This is a genomic window from Aphanizomenon sp. UHCC 0183 (assembly GCF_009712065.1).
GTDB lineage: Bacteria > Cyanobacteriota > Cyanobacteriia > Cyanobacteriales > Nostocaceae > Dolichospermum > Dolichospermum heterosporum.
The window spans coordinates 1-3,312 of the sequence record NZ_VILC01000169.1 but is presented as its reverse complement, the minus strand read 5'-3'; the positions used below and the strand labels follow the sequence as shown (position 1 = coordinate 3,312).

Below are 3,312 nucleotides of genomic sequence, written 5' to 3'. Positions count from 1 at the left end.
TTTGGCTGTCGCTTCTGAACGAGGAAAAGTTGGTAAATCAATACCACCATGATTTGTGTAGCGGTTTTTGAGCGCTAAACGGTAACTTACACTTTGCAATTCGGCTTGCAATTGGCGATTTTCTCGTTGTAGGATTGTTACCTTGTCTCGTACTGGTGTCATGCGTTCCTCAAACTTACGACGGTAAATTTGGGGTAATTCTTGTACTACTTGCTCTAACATTCGACTACGATCAGTTAGTTCTTGTACAGACTGACGTAATTGATATATCTCTGTATCACGATTTGTAATTTGCTCTTGGTAGAACGTTACCTGCTGTTCTACAGCTTGGATTTGATCTCTTAAAGCTTGCAATTGACTGGAATCTATCTCTGGCTCAGATTTTGGCGGTGTAAAGTTAGTATTACCCTTGACTAGCCGAAATAGTTCTTGTGATAACTGTTGAACTAATTGATCACGCAGTTGCAAGTCTTGGCGCAACTGGGATATTTCCGTAGACAGTTCTTGGATGTTTGGTATATCAGATTGGCTCACGGCAGTTAAAGCTCTTACTTAATATATATACAGTTATACTTGATTTTTGACTTGCGCCGATTGTATCACATACTGAGCAATTTGATTAAAATAATTTAGAAATTTCTATAATATACTCAAAACAACTTGATTGTTTGATTCTAAAGTAGGGGTAAAGCAAAAGCTCATTGGTGTCAACTTAACGTGAAAGCCTTGTAAAATATCAGTTTCACCCTTTCTCGTTCCCATACTCTGTATGGGAATGAATTCTAGAAGGCTCTGCCTTCTATGAAAACAGAGGCAGAGCCTCTGTAATAGCATTCCCAGTCAGAGACTGGGAACGAGATATCATCAGGATTTGAGCTTAAGTTGACACCATTAAGCTTTTGCTTTACCCCTACACATCTAGGTTCTTTGTCACTTTGCAAAAGTTTATATCCCACTCGTGTTTAGTGTACAAGTAGTTGCTTGGATTTAAAATATTTATAGAATTATTAATTAAGACTTGCCGACTCCTGACTCCTGACTCCTTGATGTCGCAGCATGACGCAAGCCATACTGCTGAAACCCTAACTAATCACTTGGAAAAACGCGGTTATTAAGCTGCTACAACTTCTTCTGCTGGTTTTTCTTGGTGAACTTCTTGCTTGACGGTCATATAACGAATTACTTCTTCGCTCAATCGCATCGCACGTTCCATGATAGCGATTACTGTTCCCGGACCTGTGTAGTTGAGTTGAATATAAACGCCATCACGATGTCTTTGAATTTCATAAGCTAGACGACGTTTGCCACGGTTTTGAATTTCAATATTCTCAGCGCCGTGTTCACGAATAAGGTTTTCGTATTTAGCAATTTGTTGTACTACCTGTTCATCTCCCAAGTCAGGACGCAGGATGTACATGGTTTCGTAAACTGTGGTCATGTTTTTTAAATTTACCTTTTGGACAAAATGGCTGAAGAGGTGTTAATTCACACAAACATTGCTGTGAGCGATAATTTTATTGATCAACATCTCAAGCAACAAGGAATTTTGACAATTTTTTAGCCATTCTACACTAACACAATTTTTAGTAGGATTTGTCCACTGGTTAATAGGTTGTCAATTAAATTCATCAGGTTTTCCATATTTATCTTATAATTTGACAAGTTTTCAATGGCAATCATTAACCACATTCTGCATAAAAGAAGCATATTTAAGGATATTTGTCAAACTTATGGCGCAGCGATATGTGCGAGTTCAAAGTCAAGAAGGGAAAATTCACTATGGGTTGCTCCAGCTTACTCAGAATGTGGAGGTGCTAGATGCTCCACCTTGGTTGGATGGTCAACCTACGGATTTAATCCTGCCATCCAATTCTTACACGATTCTAGCGCCCTGTGCGCCTTCAAAAATTGTGGGTGTGGGCAAGAATTATGCTGATCATGCTGCGGAAATGGGGACTCCTGTACCTACTGAACCGCTAATTTTTTTCAAACCGCCTACGTCTGTAATTGCGTCGGAAAAAGAAATTAAGTATCCTCATCAGTCTCAACGGGTAGACTATGAAGGAGAATTGGCTTTGGTGATTGGCGATCGCACAAGTGATTGTACCCCAGCCCAAGCCCAAAGTAAAATTTGGGGTTATACCATTGCCAATGATGTCACAGCCAGGGATTTACAGAAAAAAGACCCCCAATGGACTAGAGCCAAAGGTTTTGATACTTTTTGTCCTTTGGGTCCTTGGATTGTCCGAGAATTGAACCCAGGTGCGAGATTACAAACGTTTTTGAATGATAATCCCCACCCAGTCCAGTCTACTTGTATTGATCAAATGGTATTTTCCCCAGATTTTTTGGTGTCTTATATTAGTCAAGTGATGACTCTATTACCTGGGGATATAATATTAACTGGTACACCGATGGGGGTAGGGGCTTTGCAAATAGGCGATCGCATCCGTGTGGAAATCGAAGGAATTGGTCGCCTAGAAAACACAGTTGTGGGGCGTTAGCGTACCTGCATATGTACTGCATCGGAAATCGCGGGAATTTCCGCATACTTCCCCATTAAAGACTGAGCAACGGAATAAACAACGGCTGCTAATATTCCCATAAAAATAGTTGTAAACAGTGTTTGCATAGCAAATCCACTACCAGGAACTAATTTCACAATATCAGTCAAGATGCTACATAAAAAGATCACAATATCTAAAATGATGGCTTGCATCGTGTTAAAACGAATAAAATGATGAATTTTCTCGTTTCTGACCACCAACAACCACAAAGCAAAGAAAATAATCATCCCCGCAAAGCGGACACCATAGTAAATTCTTAACAGTGGGAACAGAGGTAAAAATATCAGTTTTAAAAGGGGAAAATCATTCATTAAAAACTGACCAAAAGCAAATACCTCAATTAAAGGCAGCAAATAAGGTAAACAAGCGAAAATTCGCTCAGGGAAAGTTGTAGACCCGCGCCAAGACATTTTGTGTTCTCCTGTGGCTAAATTTCAACAGCTATTGAGCTTAGGATAACGCAGATGCTTGACCTTGCTGGTAAATCTATTTTATATTGGCGACACGAAAGCCCATCACACACTCATATTGATCTGGCTGTTGTTCTGTAAACTTATTAATTGCTTGACCACAGCGCAGTTTACCTCCACCCCAGCGAGGTTGTCCACTACCATTTGCTAGTAAACAAGACTGACAGACCTTTTCAGAGCTAAGGATTTGATTGTCCATGAAAATGACTAACATCTCAACCCCTCCTGGTTTTCAATAGAGCAATCTCAAAAAATGTTGGTAATAAGTAGGTTGG

5 protein-coding genes are annotated in these 3,312 nt (G+C 39.8%); 1 reads left to right on the top strand and 4 read right to left on the bottom strand.

The features are described from left to right. Nucleotides 1-534 (bottom strand): Npun_F5560 family protein (locus FJR37_RS25740; protein ID WP_168467485.1); only part of this gene is annotated, 534 nt, incomplete at its 3' end. Between the two features lie 577 nt (nt 535-1,111). Then, on the bottom strand, nt 1,112-1,438 hold the full coding sequence (gene rpsF / locus FJR37_RS25735) for a 30S ribosomal protein S6 (RefSeq protein WP_027404731.1): 327 nt from the start codon (nt 1,436-1,438) through the stop codon (nt 1,112-1,114). A 292-nt stretch (nt 1,439-1,730) separates the two neighbouring features. Here rpsF and FJR37_RS25730 point away from each other — a divergent pair, with 292 nt between their 5' ends. Continuing rightward, nucleotides 1,731-2,504: a fumarylacetoacetate hydrolase family protein gene (locus FJR37_RS25730; protein WP_168467486.1), complete on the top strand. Its 774-nt coding sequence runs from the start codon at nt 1,731-1,733 to the stop codon at nt 2,502-2,504. Here FJR37_RS25730 and FJR37_RS25725 read toward each other — a convergent pair. Both FJR37_RS25725 and FJR37_RS25720 read right to left on the bottom strand, forming a co-directional pair. After that, on the bottom strand, nt 2,501-2,977 hold the full coding sequence (locus FJR37_RS25725; RefSeq protein ID WP_039205054.1) for a Tic20 family protein: 477 nt from the start codon (nt 2,975-2,977) through the stop codon (nt 2,501-2,503). The two genes, FJR37_RS25730 and FJR37_RS25725, sit on opposite strands and share 4 nt — an antisense overlap. Before the next feature lie 76 nt (nt 2,978-3,053). Further along, the gene (locus FJR37_RS25720; protein ID WP_039205056.1) at nt 3,054-3,251 is read right to left on the bottom strand and encodes a hypothetical protein; all 198 of its coding nucleotides are present in this window, start codon (nt 3,249-3,251) and stop codon (nt 3,054-3,056) included. Between the last annotated feature and the right edge of the window lie 61 nt (nt 3,252-3,312).